The organism is Sphingobium sp. SYK-6 (assembly GCF_000283515.1).
In the GTDB taxonomy this organism is placed as follows: domain Bacteria; phylum Pseudomonadota; class Alphaproteobacteria; order Sphingomonadales; family Sphingomonadaceae; genus Sphingobium; species Sphingobium lignivorans.
The window spans coordinates 3628601-3651800 of sequence record NC_015976.1; the positions used below are offsets into that span (position 1 = coordinate 3628601).

The 23200-nt window shown below is 65.0% G+C and carries 21 protein-coding genes; 11 read left to right on the top strand and 10 right to left on the bottom strand.

What is annotated here, in order from left to right; all coding sequences use genetic code 11:
- The first annotated feature begins 119 nt into the window (after positions 1-119).
- Positions 120-2690 carry a toll/interleukin-1 receptor domain-containing protein gene (locus tag SLG_RS16660; protein WP_014077676.1) on the top strand — a complete coding sequence of 857 codons (2571 nt, stop codon included), beginning with the start codon at positions 120-122 and terminating at the stop codon, positions 2688-2690.
- Positions 2691-2844: 154 nt separating this feature from the next.
- On the opposite strand, the gene SLG_RS16665 is transcribed toward SLG_RS16660, so the two are convergent.
- Positions 2845-3621, bottom strand: a complete 777-nt coding sequence (locus tag SLG_RS16665; RefSeq protein ID WP_014077677.1) for a CsgG/HfaB family protein — start codon at positions 3619-3621, stop codon at positions 2845-2847.
- Positions 3622-3837: 216 nt separating this feature from the next.
- Between SLG_RS16665 and lepA the strand changes: the two genes are divergently transcribed.
- Complete coding sequence (gene lepA, locus SLG_RS16670; RefSeq protein WP_014077678.1) at positions 3838-5643, top strand: translation elongation factor 4; 1806 nt, start codon at positions 3838-3840, stop codon at positions 5641-5643.
- A 93-nt stretch (positions 5644-5736) separates the two neighbouring features.
- Here lepA and SLG_RS16675 read toward each other — a convergent pair whose 3' ends face one another.
- The 4 genes from SLG_RS16675 to SLG_RS16690 form a co-directional block, all read right to left on the bottom strand.
- Positions 5737-6960, bottom strand: a complete 1224-nt coding sequence (locus tag SLG_RS16675; RefSeq protein ID WP_014077679.1) for a threonine synthase — start codon at positions 6958-6960, stop codon at positions 5737-5739.
- A 57-nt stretch (positions 6961-7017) separates the two neighbouring features.
- Entirely contained in the window at positions 7018-7887 is an 870-nt protein-coding gene (locus SLG_RS16680; protein WP_014077680.1) for an SDR family NAD(P)-dependent oxidoreductase, read from the bottom strand.
- Between the two features lie 112 nt (positions 7888-7999).
- Positions 8000-8545 carry a thermonuclease family protein gene (locus SLG_RS16685; protein WP_014077681.1) on the bottom strand — a complete coding sequence of 182 codons (546 nt, stop codon included), beginning with the start codon at positions 8543-8545 and terminating at the stop codon, positions 8000-8002.
- 66 nt (positions 8546-8611) lie between these two features.
- Entirely contained in the window at positions 8612-9166 is a 555-nt protein-coding gene (locus tag SLG_RS16690; protein WP_014077682.1) for a peroxiredoxin, read from the bottom strand.
- Between the two features lie 82 nt (positions 9167-9248).
- Between SLG_RS16690 and recF the strand changes: the two genes are divergently transcribed.
- Complete coding sequence (gene recF, locus SLG_RS16695) at positions 9249-10349, top strand: DNA replication/repair protein RecF (RefSeq protein WP_014077683.1); 1101 nt, start codon at positions 9249-9251, stop codon at positions 10347-10349.
- Positions 10350-10379: 30 nt separating this feature from the next.
- On the opposite strand, the gene SLG_RS16700 is transcribed toward recF, so the two are convergent.
- Together SLG_RS16700 and SLG_RS16705 are read right to left on the bottom strand one after the other, a co-directional pair.
- Complete coding sequence (locus SLG_RS16700; protein ID WP_014077684.1) at positions 10380-10670, bottom strand: DUF3297 family protein; 291 nt, start codon at positions 10668-10670, stop codon at positions 10380-10382.
- A gap of 60 nt (positions 10671-10730) precedes the next feature.
- Complete coding sequence (locus SLG_RS16705; RefSeq protein ID WP_014077685.1) at positions 10731-11054, bottom strand: hypothetical protein; 324 nt, start codon at positions 11052-11054, stop codon at positions 10731-10733.
- A 199-nt stretch (positions 11055-11253) separates the two neighbouring features.
- On the opposite strand from SLG_RS16705, the gene SLG_RS16710 reads away from it, so the two are divergent.
- Entirely contained in the window at positions 11254-11823 is a 570-nt protein-coding gene (locus SLG_RS16710; RefSeq protein ID WP_014077686.1) for an eCIS core domain-containing protein, read from the top strand.
- A gap of 38 nt (positions 11824-11861) precedes the next feature.
- Here SLG_RS16710 and SLG_RS16715 read toward each other — a convergent pair whose 3' ends face one another.
- A complete protein-coding gene (locus SLG_RS16715; protein ID WP_014077687.1) occupies positions 11862-13379 on the bottom strand; it encodes a M20/M25/M40 family metallo-hydrolase in 1518 nt (505 codons plus the stop codon).
- 173 nt (positions 13380-13552) lie between these two features.
- The gene (gene typA, locus SLG_RS16720; protein WP_014077688.1) at positions 13553-15385 is read right to left on the bottom strand and encodes a translational GTPase TypA; all 1833 of its coding nucleotides are present in this window, start codon (positions 15383-15385) and stop codon (positions 13553-13555) included.
- A 256-nt stretch (positions 15386-15641) separates the two neighbouring features.
- On the opposite strand from typA, the gene SLG_RS16725 reads away from it, so the two are divergent.
- The 7 genes from SLG_RS16725 (at position 15642) to SLG_RS21540 (ending at position 21435) form a co-directional block, all read left to right on the top strand.
- A complete protein-coding gene (locus SLG_RS16725; RefSeq protein WP_041392150.1) occupies positions 15642-16037 on the top strand; it encodes a hypothetical protein in 396 nt (131 codons plus the stop codon).
- 212 nt (positions 16038-16249) lie between these two features.
- Positions 16250-17929 carry a YbaL family putative K(+) efflux transporter gene (ybaL, locus tag SLG_RS16730; protein ID WP_014077690.1) on the top strand — a complete coding sequence of 560 codons (1680 nt, stop codon included), beginning with the start codon at positions 16250-16252 and terminating at the stop codon, positions 17927-17929.
- 475 nt (positions 17930-18404) lie between these two features.
- A complete protein-coding gene (locus tag SLG_RS16735) occupies positions 18405-19265 on the top strand; it encodes a class I SAM-dependent methyltransferase (protein ID WP_014077691.1) in 861 nt (286 codons plus the stop codon).
- Positions 19266-19425: 160 nt separating this feature from the next.
- The gene (locus tag SLG_RS20580; protein ID WP_014077692.1) at positions 19426-20127 is read left to right on the top strand and encodes a DUF4893 domain-containing protein; all 702 of its coding nucleotides are present in this window, start codon (positions 19426-19428) and stop codon (positions 20125-20127) included.
- 573 nt (positions 20128-20700) lie between these two features.
- Positions 20701-20952 (top strand): hypothetical protein, encoded by a 252-nt coding sequence (locus tag SLG_RS21530; RefSeq protein ID WP_148276628.1) that lies wholly within the window; start codon positions 20701-20703, stop codon positions 20950-20952.
- Positions 20945-21160, top strand: a complete 216-nt coding sequence (locus tag SLG_RS21535) for a hypothetical protein (RefSeq protein WP_148276629.1) — start codon at positions 20945-20947, stop codon at positions 21158-21160. Before SLG_RS21530 ends, SLG_RS21535 begins: the two co-directional genes overlap by 8 nt.
- The gene (locus tag SLG_RS21540) at positions 21160-21435 is read left to right on the top strand and encodes a hypothetical protein (protein WP_148276630.1); all 276 of its coding nucleotides are present in this window, start codon (positions 21160-21162) and stop codon (positions 21433-21435) included. The genes SLG_RS21535 and SLG_RS21540 overlap by 1 nt, the downstream gene beginning before the upstream one ends.
- A 343-nt stretch (positions 21436-21778) precedes the next feature.
- Here SLG_RS21540 and sthA read toward each other — a convergent pair whose 3' ends face one another.
- Positions 21779-23188: a Si-specific NAD(P)(+) transhydrogenase gene (gene sthA, locus SLG_RS16745; RefSeq protein WP_014077693.1), complete on the bottom strand. Its 1410-nt coding sequence runs from the start codon at positions 23186-23188 to the stop codon at positions 21779-21781.
- Between the last annotated feature and the right edge of the window lie 12 nt (positions 23189-23200).

The window sequence follows — 23200 nt, forward strand, 5'->3', positions numbered from 1 at the left end:
GCGGGAAAGCCCCAGACCGGGGCGCCGATATCTACCATGAAAAGCCCTCTGTAAGGAATGCAGGGCTTCCGCTACACTTGGCCGCCAACTTGATAACGATGAAATGATTCCGAGGGACTATGCTGCCGACTGTGTTTCTGTCGCTTTCTGGCGTCGATGTAAATTTTGTCGGCAACGTCGAGCGCAACATACCGCCCGGAATGGCATATTTTTATCCGAAGAGCTTTGAAAACGGCGAGAACCTCATCTCGGCGATGGAGGAGCGGGTGGCGGAGAGCCGCATATTCGTACTTTTCGCATCTCGCGCGTCAGTCGACTCCGTTTGGGTTCAATTTGAGATCGAGCGCGCGCGTCTCAACAAAATTCAGAATCCAGGCTTCAGATATTTTGTCTTCCCGGTGGAGCCCGGCGTGGAACGTGCCAGGCTCCCGGCTTGGATGCGCGAGGCGTGGGTTCCTTCGGCTGGCCACACCGCCAAAGATATCGCCCGTTATCTACGTGGTGTGCTGGCGAGCATGGCGGAACTTAGCGGGACGATCCTGCCTCCCCTCGGACGCGGCGGCCTCATCGACAAGGCACGCCGTGAGTATCAGAATGCCACGTTCATCAACAAGGTCGCCCCAGGCTTGTTCCTATTCACCGGCCACGCCGGGATTGGCCGCCGAACGGTCAAACGCCTCCTCATTCCGACGCTCTTCCCGACACAGCCTGAGATGAACTACGGGCCGGAGTTTGAACTTCCGCCCCATGCAGACCTGGGCGACATCTACCGCGCCGTTCGACAGGAGTTGGAAGACCACTTCTCGATCAAGAAATTCGAAAGTGCCTTGGCCGCCTTCAATGATGCGTCGATCGACGAGCAGGTCGAAGAAATTCTCCAGTCGATGTGCCACTTCGCTGACCTTGGTCAGACGGTGACAATCGTCATTGGCCTCGGTTTATACGAGGATCGCGGTGAACTTAAGCCCTGGGCCGCTGCGCTGTTGAGCGCTGCCGCGAGGTATGACCAGCTAAAGCTATGCCTGATTTCGGCGCGTAAGTTGAAATTCAAGGACCTGCGGCCGCTGCAGAATGTCCAGCAGGTTGACGTGGAGCAACTCGAGGCCCCCGACATTCGGACTCTAATCTTGGAGACGATTCCAATCTTCGGGGGAACGCCCGCGTTGCCGAACGATACGGTGATCCAGTCAATCGGCGGGCATCCTACCATAGCGCGTACGGTCGCCCGCCTCATTGCCCATGGTGGCCCGGTCGTCGTTGACAGCGACCCGAAGCAACTCCATGATATTCAAGAAGAGATTCTATCAGAAAGCCTCAGCTTTGATCGTCTGAAACCGATCGAGCGTGATATCCTCTCGATTTTGAGCTGGGTTCCCCAGCTTAATGGACGGATGATGGCCAACATCATCCAAGGCCATCACGGCATCGAGCAAGAGGGAATGGTCGAGACGATCGAATTTCTGATTGCCGGGTGCCTCATGCAAATCAGCGGTGCCAACTACCTTATCTCCGCGCCTGTTCGCGGGATGTTTCGTCGGAAGCATGGCTACGGGAGCACCGAACTTCGCACGATCTTCGCGCGCTTTCTGAAGGCAGAATGGGAGGCCGCCGTCAAAAATGACGAACTGAGAGCAGAATTGTTCGACGCCTTTGTCTACATGACTGCGCTGGAGGGGGGGACGCTTCCAAAGGAGTTCAAGGGTCTTCTCCTGCCCTCTACCCTGCAAGACCTCGTGCGTGACGCTTATGATCGACGCCATGTCGACGACCACGCTCTGGATCGCGTCGTGGCGTGGGGAATGCCCGCGATCGACATGAAAATGGATGAGAACACCCGAGAGGAGATTCTGTCGTACCTGTTGCGTGCTCTAGTCCGCCTTGGCTCTCCCGATGCCAGGCGTGTGCTCGGTCTCATCAAGGACAGCGGATTCCGATCAGCCGCGTATCTTGAGGCGTTTATGCTTCGATTGTCAGATGGCGATTTGAATGGCGCTGTTTTGATGCTTCGCGAAGCACGCAAGATCGGCAAATATATGAACAGCGTGATCGCCGATCTCGCCATTTGCCTCAAATTGCTTGGACGGTGGACCGATTTGGATACGCTTCTGCAAGAGGAAGCCCACAGGGTTGATCGCAACGCCGTCCTCCTGGACATCAAAATCGGGATCCTCGTCGCCGCAGGTGAATTTCCAGCGGCAGAGCGTGAAATTGGACGCCTTCGTGCGATGCCGTTTGATGATGGGCGGGCCGACTCACGCGCGGCGACGATCTTGATGAATCGCGACCATGATTTCGAGGCCGCCTATCAACTGCTGACCGCTGTGCTGAACCGCCAAACGCGCGGAGCGCTTGGGGTTCGCCGTCTTCGTGCTTTGGCTGCGGCCCGCGGCAAACGTTATGAGGAGGCGCGACGGGACGCGGCCCATTTACGCCCTAGGCAGGGCGGCGAAGACACCTACCAGCGGATCGAAGCCGAAATTAAGCTCATGCAGAAGGACTATGAAGGCGCAGAGGCCGCGCGGCGAAAGGTCCGTACTGAGACGGTGCAGGATCGCTTGCTCGGCGCTCGCATTCTCGAAGCAAAGGGGCTCGACATCCAGACACCCTTCGACCAACGTCAATCGCTTCTCAATGAAGCAGCTGCGATTCGGCAGGCAAATCGATCGGTCGACGAATACGATTTCGACTAACGCTCCTCGCTCTGGATGGCGGGTTCGAGTGATAGCAGCCATTCTCCAGCTGTTCAAAGGCTCGCCGCGCTAGAGTTGGTCGTCACCCCCACCCCAAACAAAAAAGGCGGGCCCTGCGACCCGCCTTTTCCCCAGAGCCTGATATCCCGGTGACTTACTTGGCGACGGGCGCCGCGGCGGAGGCGTCGGCGGGGAGGCCGCCGAGCTGGCCGACGAGCTTGGTGTAGGCATCCAGATACGCGAGCACGATCACCTGGCCGATGTCCGTGTTCTGGTAGCCGCCGCCGGCCGCGCCGGCGAAGCCGCCCCACCATCCGGCACCGCCGCCGGCGCCGAAGCTGAGGTCCGACTTGCGGGCATAGCCCTCGGTCAGCGCTTCCTCGACGGTGGTGCGGGCATTGACGATGGAGAGCGTGACATTCGCCTCGCTCTTCTTGATGTTGATGCCGCCGGCGATCGCGCCGAAGGTGCTGCGGCCCAGCAGGCCGCCGAGCGCGCCGCCCAGCGCGTTGCCGCCGCTATTCTTGTTGGTCGTGACGATGTCCGGCTGGAGGAAATAGTCCGCCGCCTTCACCTGCCCGCGCCCGAGATTGCTGCCATCCTGCAGCTCGCCCTGATCGGCCAGCGCACGCTCCATGGCGCGGTTCTGCATCGAGCGGCCGCGATTGACGAGCGTGAAGCAGCCGGACTGCTGGATGAAGATGCGCAGGATCGCCTCGGGGCTGCCCAGGCTCAGCTCGCGCCACCACTGCGTGTCCGGCTCCACGATCGCCACGGTGCCGAGGCTGCGATAGCATTTCGGGATTTCCCGCGTGCCCTTGGTCTGGTCCTGACGACCGGACGACCCCTTCTTGTTGTCCACCGCGAACGCCGGCTGGCTCGCCACCGCGAGCGCCGCCGCGGCAAGCATGAACTTGACGGAACCTTTCATCTTCCTACCTCACCCACAGGCCGGATGCAGGACGCAGCCGGCAGAAAACCACCCTCGCCCCCGTTTATCACAGCGGCCATGGCGCACAAGGCCGCCCCTCCGGCCTTAACGGCAATTGTCATGGATCGCCATGCTGGTCTTGGACGGAATCGTCATGGCCTGGCCTTGCCGAAGGGAGGACTTTGCCGCGCCCGTCCATGCTGCTATCGGCGCGGCATGACTGACCTCGCCCATATCCGGAATTTCTCGATCATCGCGCATATCGACCATGGCAAGTCGACGCTGGCCGATCGCCTCATCCAGCGCACGGGCGGGCTCACCGACCGCGAGATGACCGCGCAGGTGCTCGACAACATGGACATCGAGAAAGAGCGCGGCATCACCATCAAGGCGCAGACCGTGCGGCTCGACTACAAGGCGCAGAACGGCGAGACCTATGAGCTCAACCTCATGGACACGCCGGGGCATGTCGATTTCGCCTATGAGGTCTCGCGCAGCCTCGCCGCCTGCGAAGGCGCGCTGCTGGTGGTGGACGCCGCGCAGGGCGTGGAAGCGCAGACGCTGGCCAATGTCTACCAGTCGATCGAGCATGACCACGAGATCGTGCCGGTGCTCAACAAGATCGACCTGCCCGCCGCCGAACCCGAGAAGGTGCGCGCGGAAATCGAGGAAGTGATCGGCCTCGACGCGAGCGACGCCGTGCTCGCCAGCGCCAAGAGCGGCATCGGCATCGACGACATCCTCGAAGCCATCGTGAAGCGCATCCCCCCGCCCAAGGGCGACCGCGACGCGCCGCTCGAGGCGATGCTGGTCGACAGCTGGTACGACCCCTATCTGGGCGTCGTCATCCTCGTGCGCGTGATGAACGGCGTGCTGAAGAAAGGCCAGCAGATCAAGTTCATGATCGGCGGCACCGAGCATCTGGTCGATCGCGTGGGCTGCATGCGGCCCAAGATCGAGCAGCTCGCGGAACTGGGCCCGGGCGAGATCGGCTTCATCACCGCGCAGATCAAGGACATCACCGAAACGCGCGTGGGCGACACCATCACCACCGTGAAGAACGGCGCGGCCAAGCCGCTGCCCGGCTTCAAGGAAGTGCAGCCGGTGGTGTTCTGCGGGCTCTTCCCGGTCGATGCCAACGACTTCGAGAAGCTGCGCGAGAGCATCTCCAAGCTGCGCCTCAACGATGCCTCGTTCAGCTTCGAGATGGAGACGAGCGCGGCGCTGGGCTTCGGCTTCCGCTGCGGCTTCCTGGGGCTGCTGCATCTGGAGATCATCCAGGAGCGGCTGACCCGCGAATATGATCTCGACCTCATCACCACGGCCCCATCCGTGGTCTACGAGATGCACATGAAGGACGGGACGGTGCGCCACCTGCACAACCCGGCCGACATGCCCGACCCCAATCATATCGAGATGATCGAGGAGCCGTGGATCGAGGCCGTGATCTACGTGCCCGACGAGCATCTGGGCGCGATCCTCAAGCTCTGCCAGGACCGGCGCGGCATCCAGAAGAACCTCACCTATGTCGGCGGCCGCGCGCAGGTGACCTACGAACTGCCGCTCAACGAAGTGGTGTTCGACTTCTACGATCGGTTGAAGTCCATCTCGCGCGGCTATGCGAGCTTCGATTATCACCAGATCGGCACGCGCGAGGGCGACCTCGTGAAGATGAGCATCCTCGTCAACAACGAGCCGGTCGACGCGCTCAGCATGATCGTCCACCGCAGCGCCGCCGAAGCGCGCGGGCGGCACATGTGCGAGCGGCTGAAGGACCTCATCCCCCGCCACCTCTTCAAGATCCCCATCCAGGCGGCGATCGGCGGGAAGGTGATCGCGCGCGAGACCATCGCCGCGATGCGCAAGGACGTGACCGCCAAATGCTATGGCGGCGACATCACCCGCAAGAAGAAGCTGCTGGAGAAGCAGAAAGAGGGCAAGAAGCGCATGCGCGAATATGGCAGCGTGCAGATCCCGCAGGAAGCCTTCATCGCCGCGCTGCGCATGGGGGATGAGAGCTAGGGGCGAAGCGAGCTTTCAGCGCCGGCGCCGGGCGCTCCCGCCTCGGGGGAGCCGGCGAACGCCACGCCGTGGGGCGCCCTATCCCGCCGGCGCTCAGAGGGCGTCGAAATCGATCTCGCCGTGGCGGTCCAGCCAGTTGTCCGCGGGCGGCATGGGATATTTGAGGCCGGTCGCGCAATTGAACAGGACGACGCGCTCGTCCGCACCCACGAGGCCGTCCGCCTTCGCCTGCCGGTAAGCCGCGAGCGTCGCGCCGCCTTCCGGGCAGAGGAGGAGCCCATCCTGACGGGCGGCATCGTCCACCGCGCGCAGGATCTCGCCATCGTCCACGGCCAGGGCGCGCCCGCCCGATTCGCGGACGGCGCGCAGGATGAGGAAATCGCCCACGGCGCGCGGCACGCGGATGCCGGCCGCGACGGTTGACGCATCCTCCCAGCGCTCGGCATGCTCGACGCCGTCCTCGAAGGCCTTGACGATCGGCGCGCAGCCGGCCGCCTGCACCGCATACATGCGCGGCCGCTTCGATCCGATCCAGCCGAGCCTTTCCAGCTCGTCGAACGCCTTCCACATGCCGATGAGCCCCGTGCCGCCACCGGTCGGGTAGAAGATCGCATCCGGGAGCTCCCAGCCGAACTGCGCGGCAAGCTCCAGCCCCATCGTCTTCTTGCCCTCGATCCGGTAGGGCTCCTTGAGAGTCGAGAAATCGAACCAGCGCCCTTCCGCGGCGCCCTTGCCGACGATGGCGCCGCAATCGTCGATCAGGCCGTTGACGCGCCAGACGCGCGCACCCTGGAGTGCGATCTCGCGCACATTCACTTCCGGCGTATCCTCCGGGCACAGCACGATCGTCTCGATGCCGCAGCGCGTGGCATAAGCCGCCAGAGCGGCGCCGGCATTGCCATTGGTCGGCATGGCGATGCGGGTGACGCCGAGCTCGCGGGCCATGGCGACGGCCATCACCAGCCCGCGCGCCTTGAAGGAACCGGTGGGGAGCCGCCCCTCGTCCTTCACCAGCACGCCGGGGCCACCGGACCGGGCGATGGGCACCAGCGGCGTCTCGACCTCCCCTAAGGAAACGATATTCTCCGTGCGCCGCACCGGCAGCAATTCGCGCCAGCGCCACAGGTCCGTTTCCCGGGCTGCGAGCGCGTCCCGCGAGACGGCGGCGGCGACGGCATCCAGATCATAGCGCACCAGCAACGGCCGCCCGGCGCGGGACAGGCCGTGAAGCTGGTCCGCCGCATAGCGCTCACCGGTGAGCGAGCATTCCAGATGCGTGACGAAGGTCGGGCGGTCGGCTGTCAGATTGGCGTTCATGGAAGCGCCCTAAAGCATTTCCCGGCCGGGTGGAAAGCGCCGACCTGCCGAAAATGCTCAGGCCTCTTCCTTCGGCACCGCCAGCGACGCGCCGAAATCGAACGGCCTGGCCTCCGGCATGGAGTCGAGCAGGGCCTGGAACCGCGCTTCGCAAGTCTCCCGCCAGTTGCCGTGGGTCGAGACATACAGCTTGTTGTGAACGATGGCGTCGACAATCATGTCCCCCACCTCGGTGGGTTCCATCCAGTTGTCCGCCACCACGCGCTTCGCGAGCTGCTGCTCGGTTTCCGCCAGCCCGCTGCCCGCGCGGAAGCGTTCGGGCCGGTTCTGCCCGGATTCGTGGATGCGGCTCTTGATCGGACCGGGCATGAGCACGGTGACGCCGATATTATCCTCCGCCATGCTGTCCCGGATGGTCTCGGTCAAGGTGATGACGGCGGCCTTGGCAGTCGCATAGATGGCCATGAAGCTCGGCATCGGCGTAAGGCCCGCCAGCGAGGCCGTGTTGACGATGTGCCCGCCACGCCCGCGTGCCCGCATGCCGGGCGTGAACGCCATGATGCCATTGATCGGCCCCATGAGATTGATGGCGAGCCCATAATCCCAATCCTGATACGTCGCGTCCTTGAAGGGGCCTGACGGATCGATGCCGGCATTGTTGATGAGGATGTCCGGCCCGCCCATCACCGCCTCGCATTCCCTGGCGGCCTCCGCCATCTGCGCCCGATCGGAGACGTCCAGGCGGATGGTATGGACATTGCGCCCCTGCTGGCGCTCCTCGAAGAACTGCCTGGCTTCGTCGAGATGATCCTGCCGGATATCTGCAAGCACCAGCCGCGCGCCATTGGCCAGCAGGCGCTGCGCGATGCCGAAGCCGATGCCGCTCGCGCCGCCCGTGATGAACGCCGTGGTCCCTGCGATGTCCATGATGCTTCCTCTCCTGTTCGAACCGATCGCTTGCTGCCGGGCGGTGAAGCCCATGATCGTTGCACGGCTTATGCGCCGTTCCGGACAAAATCAACGTATGCCTGATCCGCAGTCAGTCCCGCGGGTGCCGGTTTGCCGCGCGCCAGTCACCCGGCCGATCGAAACGCCCTTGCCAGATGCCCCGGCCAGCCGCCCGCGCGGTCGCTTGCTCGGTCCGATAAGGTCCGTTGTCCCGGCCATCGCCGCTCACGGCCCAGCCCTGGCGGACAAGAGCGGCCGCTACGTCGGCTACATCCCGCACGGCGCACTGCGACAGCGCGCGCCCGTATCGGTCCTCTTGCCGCGATCGACAGGCGAGATCTCCCCTCGCCACCATCTCATGCAAGGCCTCGCGCGCATCCCGGCCGCAGGGCCAGACGGCACCGTCCGGCATCTTGCATTGCTGATGAAGCTCCACGGCGTCGATGCCGCCGATCCGGACGATGCGCGTCCCGATGCGGAGACTGTCGCCGTCCATCACCCGCACGGCCAGTCCTTCCGCATCCGTCAATTGCTCAGGCGCGCGCAACCACGCCAGCAGCAGCAACAGCCCGGCCAGCAGGGCCAGATTTGCCAGCCGGCCCCGGATACGCGCATGCCGAAAGGAAAATCTCGCCATGGCGCGGCCATAGCGTGCTCGTCGGTCGTCGCAATCGTCCTGCGGGGCGCTTTCGGTCAGTAGCGCTTACTTGCCCGATTCCAGCGACTTCACGACCGCCAGCGTATTCCTGACATGATCGCGATAGTCCATCGCGCTATGGGCATAGACGATGCGGCCCGCGGTGCTGATCACATAGGATGTGCGGTTGGTCTTGCCCTGAAAATCGGCATTCTGGGAAGCCAGCGCGACATCATAGCCGGTGATGACGCCCGGCCCGGCCGATGCCACCGCGAACTTGTCCCGGCACGCCTCGGTGGAGAATTTCGCGAGCTTGTCCACCGGATCGGCCGACATGCCGATGACCGTCGCGCCATGCCTGGAGAACTCGTCCGACATGTCGGCGAATTCCTTTGCTTCGGCCGTGCAGCCCGGCGTGAAGGCGGCGGGGAAGAAATAGAGGACGACCGGCCCTTTCGCGAGCGCGTCCGAGAGCTTGAGCGTGAAGACCTTGCCCGCCTTGGCGCCCCGGGTCGTGAAGTCCGGCGCCTTTGCGCCGACCGGAAGGGCAGCCTGCGCACTGCCCGCAACGAGCCCCGCGACGACCAGCGTCGCCAAACTCTTCAGCCTGTTTCCTGTCATTGCCTGCTTCTCCGTCCTTTGCCATCCACGGTTCTGCCACAGAAGCCCTTGGCCTGTCATCCGTTGATGGTTAGGAGCGGCCATGGCGATCACCCGCCTTGCCCTGACCGATTTCCGCAACCATGCCGACGCGCTCATCGTGCCGCATGAGCAGATCATCGTGCTCACCGGCGAAAACGGGGCGGGCAAGACGAACATCCTGGAAGCCGTGTCGCTGATGGCGCCCGGCCGAGGACTGCGAGGCGCGGCGCTGCGCGACATGGCGCGGCAGGGCGGCCCAGGGGGCTTTGCCGTCGCGGCGCGCATTACCGATGGCAGGCTGGAGACACAGGCCGGCACGGGCACCGAGGCCGCGACTCCCGACAGGCGGCAAGTCCGCATCGATGGCAGGACCGCATCCGCCAGCGCGCTTTCGGCGCTTCTCGCGATCAGCTGGCTCACGCCCGCCATGGACAGGCTGTTCCTCGAGAGCCCCGGCGGCCGGCGACGATTCCTCGACCGGCTGACGCTGGCCCGCGACCCGCTCCATGCCGGCCACAGCCTGCGCTACGAAGCCGCGATGCGCGCGCGCAATGCCCTGCTGAGCGAAGAGACGCCGCCCGACCCGGCGTGGCTGCGCGCGCTGGAGGACCAGATGGCCGAGCATGGCGCGGCTCTTCACGCCGCGCGCCGCGCGCTCATCGCTGAACTGGACGCGCAGATCACCCGGACCGTGCAACCGCTCTTCGCACAGCCCGGACTCAGCCTTGCCGGCTGGGACGGCGATGAAGAGGCCCTGCGCGAAGCCCTGGCGACGGGCCGCTCGCGGGACAAGGCGGCGGGTCGCACGCTGAGCGGTCCTCACCGCGCGGACCTGCTGGTGCGCCATCTCGGCAAGGATCAGGACGCGGCGCTCTGCTCCACCGGCGAGCAGAAGGCCCTGCTGCTCAGCATCATCCTTGCCCATGCCGAGCTGTGCGGCCCCACGCGTGGCCGGCCGCTCGTGATCCTGCTGGATGAAGTGGCGGCGCATCTCGACCCGCTGCGGCGCGGCGCGCTTTTCGAGCGGCTGCGCGCGACCGGGGGACAGGTCTGGATGACCGGCACGGAGAGCAGCCTGTTCGAAGGGCTCGGCGCGGCGACGCGCCTGCGCGTCGATCAGGGGCACGTCACGCCTTCAGAGACGCCGGCATCAGCGAGCTGACCGGCGCCGCTTTCCGGCGGACACAGACGATCAGGCGTCCTTGGTCTCGGGCTCGTTCCCGGTGTCGTCGGCCGGTGCCTGCTTGACGTCCTCGAACCAGGCCTCGACCTCGCCATTCAGCCGGATGGTGAGCGGCTGCCCGTGGCGATCGCGCGTCTTGCCCGCGGCGACCCGGATCCAGCCCTCCGAGATGCTATATTCCTCGACATCGTTGCGCTCACGGCCACGGAAGCGGATGCCGATGCCGCGCTGGAGCGTCTCCATGTCGAAATGGGCGCTGCGCGGATTGGTGGAGAGGCGGTCGGGCGGTGTGTCGGACATGGCGATGCCCTTGCCGCAGGGACGTGGCGCCGTCAACGCCTCTCCGATATTCGATCCGCCTCAGCGACAGACCCGTACGCGGACGCGATCATGGCGCCAGCGGTCGTAACGCCACTCCGTCCAGCAGCGGCGGGCATCGCGGCGGTCATAGCCGCCATTCCAGCCCCACTGGCGACGATCGTCATGGCGGCGATACCGCTCGCGATGGCTGTAATGGTCGCGCCGTGCGTAGCGGCGGTCATAGCGGTAGCGATGGTCGCGCCAGTCACGATCACCATAAGCGATCACCGTGCCGGTCCGCGCCTGGACGGGCGTGGCGACCAGCCCGGCGGTGAGGGTGGCGGTGGCCAGAGCGGCCGTCATGAAACAACTGGTGAGATTCATCATCCTTCTCCCTTCATCAACGGGAGAGCGCGGCCTTCGCTTCCCGAGGGCTCCACGGTGACAGACGGGGCTGAACGCCTGACGAACAGGCCGTTCAGAATAGCGGCGGGGCGCGGGAACAACGGCGAAGCGCGCCACGGGCACGGCCGGAGGAAGGCGGTTAAACGGCTGTTCAGAGCCCGGCGGCTAGGGCGGCGGCATGGTCCTTGTCCGTATCGCTGCCCTGTCCTCCCTCCCTGCCGCAGCCTTGCTGCTGGCCTCGCCCGTCGCGCTGGCACAGGCGCGCCAGCCTGAAGCCGGTGCGGTCGCCCGCGCACTTCTGGGGGACCTGCAACGCGCCGGCGAAGACATGGCCAGCGAGGCCATGACCCAATGGATCCTCGCATCACGGCGCGATGCACTCCGGACCGGCGTGAGCCCTATTCCCCGGGCTGTTCGGACCCGGCTGGAAGGACATTTCCCCGCTCCCCTGCTGGACCGTGTGCGCTACCGCGTGGGCAATGGCGATGAGCTGGGCTTCCCGACCAATAGCGTCAAGACGAACGCCGTCGCCATCACGCTCGACGATGTGATCCTGTTCCGGCACGGCCCCGATGCGGCCGGGGACATCCGGCTCTGGGCGCACGAACTCGTCCATGTGCAGCAATATGAACGATGGGGCGTGCGCGGCTTCGCCCGGCGCTACACGCGCGATCATCGCGCCGTCGAGGCAGAGGCCATCGCCGGCGCCACGCGCTTCGCATCCGCGCGGGCCGGGCAAGCCCGCTGAGGCTCGCCCGGCGCGGCATCCGGGCCGTTCGGCCGGCCTCAGCCGATCGCGGCGATCTGGTAAAGGAAATCGACGAAGCCGAGGGCCGCCTCGTCCATGCCGGCGACTTTCGGGTTGCTGCTCTCAATGAGGAAATATTCGTCCGGCGCATGAGCGCCACTGCCATGACCCAGGCCGAACTGACCGGCGGGCAGGCTGACCGGCGCGCCAGTGAAGACGACGCCCGGCCATGAGCCGGCAAGGCGGGGATAGAGCGTGGTCGGCACATCGAAGCGGGTGTAGGTCGCCCGCTGCGCCCGGATGAGCGCGCTGTTCTCGTCCGTCTCGGTGGGGCCATAGCCGCCACCCACGACGATCTCGACATCGTCGAACCCGCGCCGGTCCAGATGCGCGCGCAGCTTGGCGAGGCTGTCCTCCTTGGTCATGTCCGGCACGAGACGCAGGTCGAGCTTGGCCACGGCGCGGCCGGGCAGGATGGTCTTTCCGCCCGGGCCGGTATAGCCGCTCACCAGCCCCTCGATATTGACCGTGGGCACGGCGGCGAGGCGGACGAGCGACTCTTCCCACGTCATGCCGTCGATCCATTGCGAGACGCCGAGCAGGCGCTTGGTTTCCTCTTCGCTGCTCGCCCGGGCATTCTCGGCGATGAGGGCGAGCTGACGGGGCGTGAGGGGGCGGACCTTGTCCATGTAACCGTCGATGGCGGGCATGTTCCCGTCCGGCGTCACGAGCGTCTGCAGCGCCGCGACCAGGCGCCATGCCGGGCTGTCCACCCGCGCCTTCTGGCTGGAATGGATGTCGCCCTTCGGTCCCTTGCCCCATTTCTCGCCGGTGACCACCAGTTCCAGCTCCAGCGCGCCCTTGGCGCCCAGGTTGATCGCCACGCCGCCATCCGACGGGCTTTGCCAGCCGGTGGGGATGATGACGCCCACGCATTTCCTGAGGGCGGCGAGCACGTCCGGCTGCGCGACCGCTTCCGGGAAATGGGGCGAGGCGATCTCCTCCTCGCCTTCCGCGACGAGCACGAGATTGACCGGCAGCTTGCGCCCGGCCGCCTTCATGGCATGCAGCGCGGCGAGGAACGTCGCCTGCGGCCCCTTCTGGTTGACGGCCCCGCGCCCCATCATGACCTTGCCGAGACCGGCCCGGTCCACGATCTTTCCCTCCAGCGGCGGCGAGGACCATTCGGCCGGATCATATTGCTTCACATCATACATGAAGTAGATGCCCATGGTCTTCTTGGCGCCCGCATCGAGCGTGCCGAAGACGACCGGATAGCCACTGGTGGGCACCTGCTTCACGGTCTGGAAACCGGCCTCGCGCAGCAGGCCTTCCATGTGCGCCGCGCCTTCCGGCATGTTGCGGCCTTCGGCGGCGATGGACGGCAGGGCGATCCAGTCCTTCAGGCGCTGGACGGCGGCATCGTGATTCTTCGCGATGGCATCCCTGACCGCCTTGTCGTCCCTGCCCGCGGCGATCGCGGGTGCCGTGGCGGTGGCGAGCCCTGCCATGGCCGCGGACCCGGCCAGAATTGTGCGGCGATCATAATCGGCCATCTCGAAACCCCCTTGCTGTTCGAGAGCCCAATAGGCCGCGCTGCGCTGCAAAATGCAAGACGGGCAAGTGAGCGGCAGCGGCGGCGGATCACGGAGCCACCGCACCCGCCTGAAAAGGAAAGGGCGGGGAAATCACTTTCCCCGCCCCCGCTATCTGATTTCAGGCGATTGGATCAGGCCGCCTCGACCGACCGCTTGGCGCGCTTGCGCTCGTGCGGATCGAGATGGCGCTTGCGCAGCCGGATCGTCTTGGGCGTCACTTCCACCATCTCGTCATCGTCGATGTAAGCGATGGCCTGCTCCAGCGTCATCTTCCAGGGCGGCGTCAGGCGGATGGCGTCATCCTTGCCGCTGGCGCGGAAGTTGGTGAGCTGCTTGGACTTCATCGGATTGACCTCAAGGTCTTCCGGCTTGGCGTTCTCGCCGATGATCATGCCTTCGTAGAGCGCTTCGCCCACGCCGACCATCAGCACGCCGCGCTCCTCGAGCGGGCCGAGTGCATAGGCATTCGCCTCGCCGGACCCGTTGGAGATCAGCACGCCGTTCTTCCGGCCTTCGATCGGGCCCTTGTAGGGGCCGTATTTCTCGAACAGCCGGTTCATGATGCCGGTGCCGCGCGTGTCGGACAGGAACTCGCCATGATAGCCGATGAGGCCGCGCGAGGGCGCCGAGAAGGTGATGCGGGTCTTGCCGCCGCCCGAGGGCCGCATGTCCGTCATCTCGGCCTTGCGGATCGCCATCTTGTCGATCACCGTGCCGGAGAACTCGTCGTCCACGTCGATGACGACCGTCTCATAAGGCTCCTCGCGGCCATGCTCGCCATCGCGGAACAGCACGCGGGGGCGCGAGATGCCGAGCTCGAAGCCTTCGCGCCGCATCGTCTCGATGAGCACGCCCAGCTGAAGCTCGCCGCGACCGGCAACCTCGAAGCTGTCCTTGTCGGCGCTCTCGGTCACCTTGATCGCGACATTGCTCTCGGCTTCGCGGAACAGGCGGTCGCGGATCATGCGGCTCGTCACCTTGTCGCCTTCGCGGCCGGCCATGGGCGAATCGTTGACGGCGAAGCGCATGGAGAGCGTCGGCGGATCGATCGGCTGGGCCTGGATGGGCGTGGTGACCGAGGTGTCGGCAATGGTGTTGGCCACGGTGGCGACCGTCAGGCCCGCAAGGCTGATGATGTCGCCCGCCTTGGCCTCGTCGACCGGGACGCGGTCGAGACCACGGAACGTCATGATCTTGGACGCGCGGCCCGCCTCGATGACCTTGCCGTCCATGTCCAGCGCGTGGATCGGCTGGTTGATCTTCACGGTGCCGGACGTCACGCGCCCGGTGAGGATGCGGCCGAGGAAATTGTCACGGTCGAGCAGCGTCACCAGGAAGGTGAACGGCGCATCGAGGTCCAGCGCCGGCGGCGGCACATGATTGACGATCGTCTCGAAGAGCGGCGTCAGCGTGCCTTCGCGCAGGGAGGGGTCGGTGCTGGCATAGCCATTGCGGCCCGAGGCGTAGAGCACGGGGAAATCGAGCTGCTCGTCGGTCGCATCGAGGCTCACGAACAGGTCGAACACTTCGTCCAGCACTTCCTGGATGCGCTGGTCCGGCCGGTCCACCTTGTTGACGACGACGATCGGGCGCAGGCCCAGCGCCAGCGCCTTGCCGGTCACGAACTTGGTCTGCGGCATCGCGCCTTCCGAGCTGTCCACCAGCAGCACCACGCCATCGACCATGGAGAGGATGCGCTCCACCTCGCCGCCGAAGTCGGCGTGGCCGGGCGTGTCGACGATGTTGATGCGCGTGCCTTCCCACTCGATCGACGTGGGCTTGGCGAGAATAGTGATGCCCCGCTCCTTCTCCAGATCGTTGGAGTCCATGGCCCGCTCCTCGACCCGCTGGTTATCGCGGAAGGTGCCGGACTGGCGGAAAAGCTGGTCAACAAGGGTGGTCTTGCCATGATCGACGTGCGCGATGATGGCAACGTTCCGCAGAGCGTTGGGACGGGGGCTCATTCTATCTCTCTGTGACTTGTGGGCTGGAGCGGGGCTTCGGGGCCGCGCGAAATCCCGGCGCCCTTAGCGCAAAGCGGGGCAAGACGCAATCAATGCGAGACGAAGAATGGGACGCGCGGCTTCTTCCCATCGCGGGAAGCGCGATTGCCTGATGATTGCCTCGCCGGAAACGGAGCGGGACCGAAACATTTTCGACCAAGGCACTTAACTTTGCGGGGCCGTGCTCCTACACTCTTCCAGCGAACATGGAGGACTGATGACGAGGGCTTGGCCGAGCCATGGCAGCAGAGGGCAATGGTTTGCCATCGCGATGCTGCTTGCGCTGGCCAGTGCGCTCATTCCCGCTCTGGTCCATTCCGGACTGCCCGCGACCACGCCGCTGGGCTCGGCTTTCGATCCATCCACCAACGTGGTCGCCCTGCACAGCCGGAAACAGGCGCCGCTCGCGACCCTGACAGCGACGCTGAAGGACGGGAACGCCTCGGGCTGCGACACCGGCATGGCGGCCATGCCTGCCCGCTCCCCATGCGAGGTGCCGGCGCGCACCGCCGCTTCCGGCCCGGCCGGGATGGAAAGCCGCACGACGGCACAGCCGCGCGAAGCCAGATGGCGCGCAAGAAGCGCGCGCGAACCGCCTCTCCGCATGATATGATCCCGAACGGCCGGTTGGCGGCGAAGCGCGCCAGCACGCCGCACGCGCTGCGTTATAGCTGAAGGCACACGCTGCCCTCGCTTAGCGCGCGAGAGGCCTTCCGGCCGGGACAGCGTCCGTGTGGCACGCCGTCCCCGCCGGCCGTCAATGTCATCGGACTCACGTCACAAGACACCTTCACAGCACAAGGACAGAGGAAGCAAACCCGCCTGATGCCCCATTACACGCCCCTGATCGCTACCATCGTCGCCGGCTTCGTCGTCTCCTTCATCATGGGCGCGATCGCGATGCGCCTGCGCGTCTCGCCCATCGCGGGCTATCTCCTGGCCGGTGTGCTGGTCGGGCCCTTCACGCCGGGGTTCGTCGCGGACACCAACCTTGCGAACGAGCTCGCGGAGATCGGCGTCATCCTGCTGATGTTCGGGGTGGGCCTGCACTTTTCCCTCAAGGACCTGCTCTCGGTCCGCCGGATCGCCGTGCCCGGCGCGATCGCGCAGATCGCGACCGCGACATTGCTGGGCATGGGGCTGGCATGGGCACTCGGCTGGGATCCGCTGGCCGGCTTCGGCTTCGGCCTCGCGCTGTCGGTGGCGAGCACCGTGGTGCTGCTGCGGGCGCTGCAGTCGCGCGATCTCGTCGAGACCGAGCGGGGCCGCATCGCGGTGGGCTGGCTGATCGTCGAGGATCTGGTGATGGTACTCGCGCTCGTGCTGCTGCCGGTGCTGGCGGGCATGGTGCGCAATCCCGCGGGCACGGGCATCCTCACGCTGGCCCTGCCGCTTGGCCTCACCTTCCTCAAGGTCGGCGCCTTCGTCGCGCTCATGCTCATCGTCGGGCGCCGCGTCATTCCCTGGGCACTGCACTGGGTCGTCCATACCGGCTCACGGGAACTGTTCCGCCTGGCCGTGCTGGCAATCGCGCTGGGCGTGGCGGCGGGATCGGCCTTCATCTTCGATGTGTCGTTTGCCCTCGGCGCCTTCTTCGCCGGCATGATCCTGGGCGAGACACCGCTCAGCCGCCGCGCGACCGAGGAAACGCTGCCGCTGCGCGATGCCTTCGCGGTGCTCTTCTTCGTGTCCGTGGGGATGCTGTTCGATCCGAGGGTGGTGATCGAGCAGCCTTTGCCGGTGCTCGCCACCGTCTTCATCATCGTGCTCGGCAAGTCCGTCGCGGCTTTCTATCTCGTCCGGGCCTTCGGCTACAACAAGCTCACTGCCACCACGGTCGCGGCCAGCCTTGCGCAGATCGGCGAATTCTCGTTCATCCTCGCGACGCTGGGCATTGGCCTTGGCATCATGCCGGAAAGCGCGCGCGACCTGATCCTGGCCGGCGCGATCTTCTCGATCGTCCTCAATCCGGTCATCTTCTCCTATATCCTGCGCAAGCCGAAGGACGAACCGACCGAGGAACCCATAGCGGCCGAGGAACCCCTGGCCGCGACGCTGGCCCCGGCGGCGGAACCGAGCCGGGCGCATATCCTGCTCATCGGCTATGGCCGCGTGGGCCAGCTCCTCGCGGCCCAGCTGAAGGCACGGGACGAGCCCCTGACGGTGATCGAAAGCGACGAGGAAAAGGCCCGGGCCGCGGAGCAGGAAGGGCACGCCACGATCTACGGCAATGGCATCGATTCGCGCATTCTGCTGGCCGGCGGCGTCGACAGGGCCAGCGCCCTGCTCATCGCCATTCCGGAAGGCTTCGATGCGGGCGTCATTGCCGAGAAGGCCCGCAACCTCAAGCCCGGCATCCGGATCATCGCGCGGGCGCATTCGGATGCCGAGGTCGAGCATCTGACCAGGCTGGGCGTGGGCGACGTCGTGATGGGCGAGCACACGCTCGCGATGAAGATGCTCGACCTGGCCTGCTCGCAGCGCACGCTCAGGGCCATGACCTGAACGACCTGCCGGCTCTTTTCCGGACATATTAGGACAGATAGAAGGGGCCGATCGAAAGCGCATCCAGCTGATGCGGCGGCCCCGACCCTGATCCGCGCGAACGGGACGGCGCGGGCACTGCATGGCCCGATGCCGATGGGGTGCAGAGGATCGGAATTTCGAAGATAAATTATTTTATAACAATATTTTATCCATTTATCGACCGAGCTTTGATCGGGGAGCCGGGCGGCTGCGGGGTCCCGCCGCGCACCTCGGGCAAGGACGCCCATGCGGGCGGGACAGGCACGGCCCGGGGGCTCGATGATACTGGACACTTTGCCCCGGCGCCCCTCTCCGCTTTTTGGCCATGGAACCTTCCTTGCCGGATGGATAGAGTTGCATCCGGGAATTCGGGACTGCCGCACCCAGGGAATCGGAAGACCGCACTCCCGGGCACGGATGGAACGCGGCGGCAAAAAAAAGAGGAGAGACCCAGATGAGCGACGGCGTCGAAACAGAGATCCGGGCCGAGGAGTGGAGCGGCGAGATGGGCCGCAACTGGCTCGCCAATCTCCAGCGCTTCGAGAGCATGATCGCGCCACTGGGTGCCGCCTTCATCACCCAGGCCGAATTCCGCCCCGGCGAGCGCGTGATCGATGTGGGATGCGGCGGCGGCGGCACCAGCATCGCGATCGGCCGGGCCGTCTCGCCCGGCGGGCACGTCACCGGGCTCGACATCTCGCAGGACCTCATCTGGGCATGCGGCGCGCGGGCCAGCCAGGGCACTCAGTCCGACGTGCGGTTCGTGTGCGCCGACGCCGCGACGGTGACGGTGACCGGCGGCCCTTTCGACCGACTCTTCTCGCGGTTCGGCAGCATGTTCTTTGCCGACGCGAAGGCAGGCTTCCGCAACCTGCGCCGCATGGTACGCGACGGAGGCCGCATCGACCTTGCGGTGTGGGCCGGGCCGCAGGACAATCCCTGGATGCAGGTCATGATGGGGGCGCTTCAGCCCTATGTCGCGCCGCCGGAAACGCCGGCCGACCCGCGCGCGCCCGGCCCCTTCGTCTTCGCCGACACGGATTATCTCAAGGAGGTGCTGCATGATGCGGGCTTCACGGACGTCCATGTCGATGCCTGCATGCGCGACATGCCCATCGGCGGCGCGGGCGCCGGGCCGGAGGATGCCGCCGATTTCGTGCTGTCGGCCATGCATCTGGGCGGGCAGATCCCGGAAGACCAGCGCGCGGCCGCACATGAGGCCCTGACGGCCGCCTTCGCCCCTCACCATGTCCCGGGCAAGGGTGTCCTCCTGCCGGGGCAGGCGCTGTTCGTCCGCGCGACGGCGGACGCCTGAACGGCGTCGGCCACGCGCCGCCCGACACTCCGCCGGGGCCGCGCCTCCATTCGTCGCAAACATGAGGATGGAGGCGGCGAATGGCGGGCCCGTTTACCCTTTCTTAACCAACTTGCCGCATTTCCGGGCTTAACTCTTTATTCATACAAGGGTTGCCCCAATGAAATATCTGACGGCCCTGGCAGCGCTTGCTGCCCTCTCGGCGTGCGCCTCCCGTCCCGCGATGGTGAGCGCGCCGCCGCTGCCTGCGCTCGAGCCGCCACGGCAGGGCTGGCGAGCCATCGCCTCCGAGGAAGACGCGGCCCGGCTGGACGGGCTTCCCCGGACCTGGCAAGCCGCGCTTGATGCCGCCGCGAAGTTCCGCAGAGCGCTGGCGCGCGAAGGCGACCTCCTCGCCCCGGAAGCAGCCCGCAACCATCCCGCGCCGCCCCCGGGCTCCTATCATTGCCGGCTCGTGAAGCTGGGACAGGCGGAGCGCCGGGAAGCGCCCTATCGGGGCTATCCGGCCTTCTTCTGCAATGTGCGCGGGGACACCAACGAGTCCCTGTTCTTCACCAAGCAGACCGGATCGGAATTGCCGAGCGGATGGCTCCATCGCGACGGCGAGGCGCGCCGGCTTGTCCTGACCGGCGCGAAACAACCCAGCGGAAACGGCACGAGCCTCGTCTATGGCGAGGATGCGGCCAGCGATCTGGTCGGCGTGGTCGAGCGGATCGGCCCCTTCCGCTGGCGCATCGTGATGCCATGGCGGGGCGAGACGCCCGGCCTCGATATCTACGAACTGACCCCCGTGGCGCCCGAGCAGCAAGCCGCTGAGCCCCTGCCCGCCCTGGAACGAACCGTGGCGCTCGACCGGCGGTGAACACATCCGATGGCTTTGCGGAACGGCGGTTATCCGGGATTTTTCTTCGGAAGCGGCGGGTCGGGATACGACCCAATCCCGGTCGTTCTGTCCGGATCGATGAACGTCCGCTTCCGCCGATCCACGCCGCCGCTAGAATGTCCGCTGTAACCGGAACCGGTCTTTCGCAACTTGGACAGCGGACGCTCGGCTAAGCGCCCAACTGTTGTCATTCGACTGCGATTTCCTTATGTTTAGAAGCGACTTTGCTGTTTCAGGCGAGCCTGAGCGCTGGCACTTTGCAAATGCTACAGCACGACGACAGTCGCCTTTCAATGTTCTGCCCCAATTGCTAAAAGAGGATGTGTTTTCTGCGACTTGCCGAGACCGCAAAAAGGTGTAAGCGGGGCTTGAATAGTGGCACTCTGGTTGTAGGTGGGAGGGTCAATGTCACCAAGAGTGCTGCGTTGGCTAATATTCAGTATTCTCTTCTCCTTGCTACCGCTCGGGTTAGACTATCTCATGGTTCTAGCGCGTACGGGAACGGGACCGTCCCCGGGTTTTGCAGAAATCATCGGAAGGGGAGAGCTCTGCTTGTTAGCCGTGGCTCTGTCCGCAGTAGGAGCTGGCGAAATACAAGGGGCGAAATTAAAAGGCGAACAGACGGGAATCTTTTTAGGGGGCGCTTCACTCGCCAATATCGTGGTCGGTATAGCTCTTTACGTGATGATGAAATCATCTGAAATGCCCCTCACCCTCCACATGACTATTTCAGGCGTAGTATTTGTCAGCACATTGATTGTGGCGACAAGCTGTATAGCCGCCTCGGAGGTCGCCAATGACTGAAATTATAGCAATCGCGGGGGTCATCGTGTCCACCATTGCAGCTGCTATTTCGATCTTCTCCGTGGCGCGAGTGAGGCGGGAAGTACGAGCGCTCGAAAGTACGCTTGCCTCGAAAGCGGGAGAGTTACCTCCCTCCCCAGATGAGGAAGATCCGCACGGCCGAGACATCGCGGCTCAGATTTCCGATGATGATCAAGGCGACCGCTGATGGCTGAAGCACGTTTTATGCTTGTGCAACTTCCAAGACGCACGAAGGTGGACGCCGCGAAAATCCAGCCGGTGCTCGACATGGCTCTCGATTGGATTGAAGTGAGTCCAAACACTTGGCTAGTTTGGACGAGCTCTTCTCCGGAACGATGGTTCAAGCGCCTTCAAAAGGCTTTCGGAAGCGAAACGCGCAGTTTAATTTGTGCGATCGATCCGGAGCAAAGGCACGGGCGCATGCCAAAAGCCTTCTGGCAGTTTCTTAATAAGGAACGCTGAGAGTCATTTATGGAATGAGGTAGTGGCCTTCCCACCATGGCGATGATGACAATCACTTAACAAGTACCGATGCGGTTTAAGAACGGCAGCTATCTCAGTACCCCATTCCAAAGCAGACATTCGGCTTTCGACCAAAGTCGCTCATATTCGGATATGGATCCGATCCGGTCGTGATGTCTGGTTCTGACGAAAGCCGACCTTGGCGGGCGCGGTGTGGAATGACCGGAAAGTCCCATTTTTCCGCCGGAAACCGCCTGACGGCTACCCACAATGATTCACCCATCGCGCTGGTATCGAGGCGATCCGGGCCGGCTCGCTCTCAAGCCGGCATGTGCCCACCCGCCTAGGCCGCCCCTTCCGTGCGCGGCAGGCGATTCCAGGCGTCGAGCGCGGCGATCTTGTAGGCTTCTGCGAGCGTGGGATAATTGAAGGTGTTCTCGATGAAATAGTCGATCGTGCCCTTGAGGTTCAGCACGGCCTGGCCGATGTGGATCAGTTCGGTCGCGCCCTCGCCGATGATGTGCACGCCCAGCAGCCGGCGCGAGCGGATGGAGAAGATCATCTTCATGAGGCCGGAATCGAGCCCCATGATATGGCCGCGCGAGGTCTCCCGGAACCGGGCGATGCCGCACTCATAGGGGATCTTCTTCTCGCGCACTTCCTGCTCGCTCATCCCCACGGTCGAGATCTCCGGCACCGCGTAGATGCCATAGGGGAAATAAGCGGGCGCGGGCGGCAGCGGCAGGCCGAAGGCATGGCAGGCGGCAATGCGACCCTGCTCCATCGAGGTGGAGGCGAGGCTGGGAAAGCCGATCACGTCGCCCGCGGCATAGATGTGCGGCACGTCCGTCTGGAACGTCTTGGGATCGACTTGCAGGCGGCCGCGCCCGTCCACGGCGAGACCACAGGTCTCCAGCCCAAGCCGGGCCGTGGCGCCGACCCGACCCGCGGCATAAAGCAGCATTTCCGAGCGGATCGCGCGGCCATCCTCCAGGGTGGTGACGACCCGGCCGTCCTCGTCCTTGACGATGCTGGCGACCTTGACGCCGAGGCGAATGGTCATGCCGCGATCGCGCAGCTGATGCACGAATTCCTCGATGATCTCGCGGTCGATGAAATCGAGAAAGGTCTCGCGCGGCTCGATCAGCGTCACCTGCACGTCGAGCGCGGAGAAGATGGTCGCATATTCGATGCCGATGACGCCCGCGCCGATCACCACCAGACTGCGCGGCACACGGGGAGATTCGATGAGGACGTCGCTATCGAGGACGATGTCATCGTCGAAAGGGATGTCGTCCGGCCGGAACGGCGCCGTGCCGACCGCGATCAGGAAGCGCTCGCCCCGCACCAGCAATTCGCTTTCGTCCGGCGAGGTGACGATGATGCCGTGCGGGTCCACGAACCGCGCGAAGCCTTCCATGGTGCGCACGCCGTTGCGCTGGAACTGATGCTCCAGCACGTCGACCTCATGCCCCAGCGTCTTGCCCAGCCGCTGGTCCAGATCGCTGCCGCCGATATCCTTCTTCACGCGATAGGAGCGGCCGTAAAAGCCCCGCTCGCGCCAGCCGGTGAGATTGAGCACCGTCTCGCGCAGGGTCTTGGAGGGAATGGTGCCGGTGTGCACGGAAACCCCGCCCACGCGCTTGCGCCCTTCCACCACCAGCACGGACTTGCCGAGCTTGGCGGCCTGCACCGCGGCGCGGCGGCCAGCCGGCCCGCTCCCGATGACGACGAGATCAAATGTATCCACCATGGCGCCCCCCGA